General features: G+C 36.8%; 1 protein-coding gene and 1 other annotated feature (1 of these 2 running past the window's edge). The gene reads left to right on the forward strand.

The genetic code is table 11. The features are described 5' to 3' along the window. Nucleotides 1-136 (forward strand) — a sequence feature (mutual gap in cmsearch alignment for this rRNA model is longer than 100); it begins 1,533 nt to the left of the window's first position. 221 nt (nt 137-357) lie between these two features. Beyond that, on the forward strand, nt 358-950 hold a 593-nt coding region (locus RUMTOR_RS06410; RefSeq protein ID WP_004846368.1), incomplete at its 3' end, for a response regulator.

A 950-nucleotide genomic window follows, 5' to 3' on the forward strand; every position in this document is an offset into this window, starting at 1 on the left:
GCAACTTGACTTTTTAATTCAAGGTTGTTCCCGGGGTTCGGATTCCCCGCACCGCTCACTGTGAATGATAGCGGGAATACTATGATTGAATAGTGTTCCCGTTATTTGTATTGGCGGCATGTTACCGTTTGGCGATATAGAATCATTTTAGTAGACATAAACTTTTTTAGTGTCTACTGTTTTTACTTGCAAAAAATGGTCAGAAAATTATATAATATGGATATTGGTACTGGATATGAGCTCATATGGATGAATCATCATATGGATATGGTGCAAAACACAGTCGTTTGCCCTTCGGAAGAGGAATAAACAGAGTATATAAAAATATATTATGTGTAAGAAGGATGAAATGATGTTATGAAAGTTATTATTGCAGATTACGATGAAGAAGCTATCCGTCTTTTTGAAGAACAATGCAAACAATTTTCATATGTAGAGCTGAGCGGGAAGTTTAATGATTCTGCGGAAACGCTTAAATATGTTTCCAGACATAGAGTGGAAGCGGCTTTTATAAATATCGAATTAAATGGTATGGACGGACTTCAGCTCGGAGAAAAGTTACGGGAATTAAATCCTAAAATAGTTCTTGTATTTTTTATAGAACATACAGAATATATATTGGAGGCACTTCGGATAAAAGCGGATGGTTATATGATCAGGCCGTATACTATGGAAGATTTAACATGGACTATGGGAAATGCAAAACTTCTCAGTCGGCGACAGAAGAAGCCGGCATATATTAGGACATTTGGCCGATTCGACTTATTTATTAATGGAGAACTTGTGATATTTTCCAATAAAAAGGCAAAAGAACTGCTTGCGTTATGTGTGGACAATAAAGGCGGAGTTGTGACAATGGAAGAAGCCGTTGACAAACTCTGGGAGAATCGTTTGTACGATGAAAAGGTAAAAAATCTGTATCGCAGGGCGGTTATGGATTTGAATAAGAT

The sequence above is a fragment of the [Ruminococcus] torques ATCC 27756 genome, assembly GCF_000153925.1.
Lineage (GTDB): Bacteria > Bacillota > Clostridia > Lachnospirales > Lachnospiraceae > Mediterraneibacter > Mediterraneibacter torques.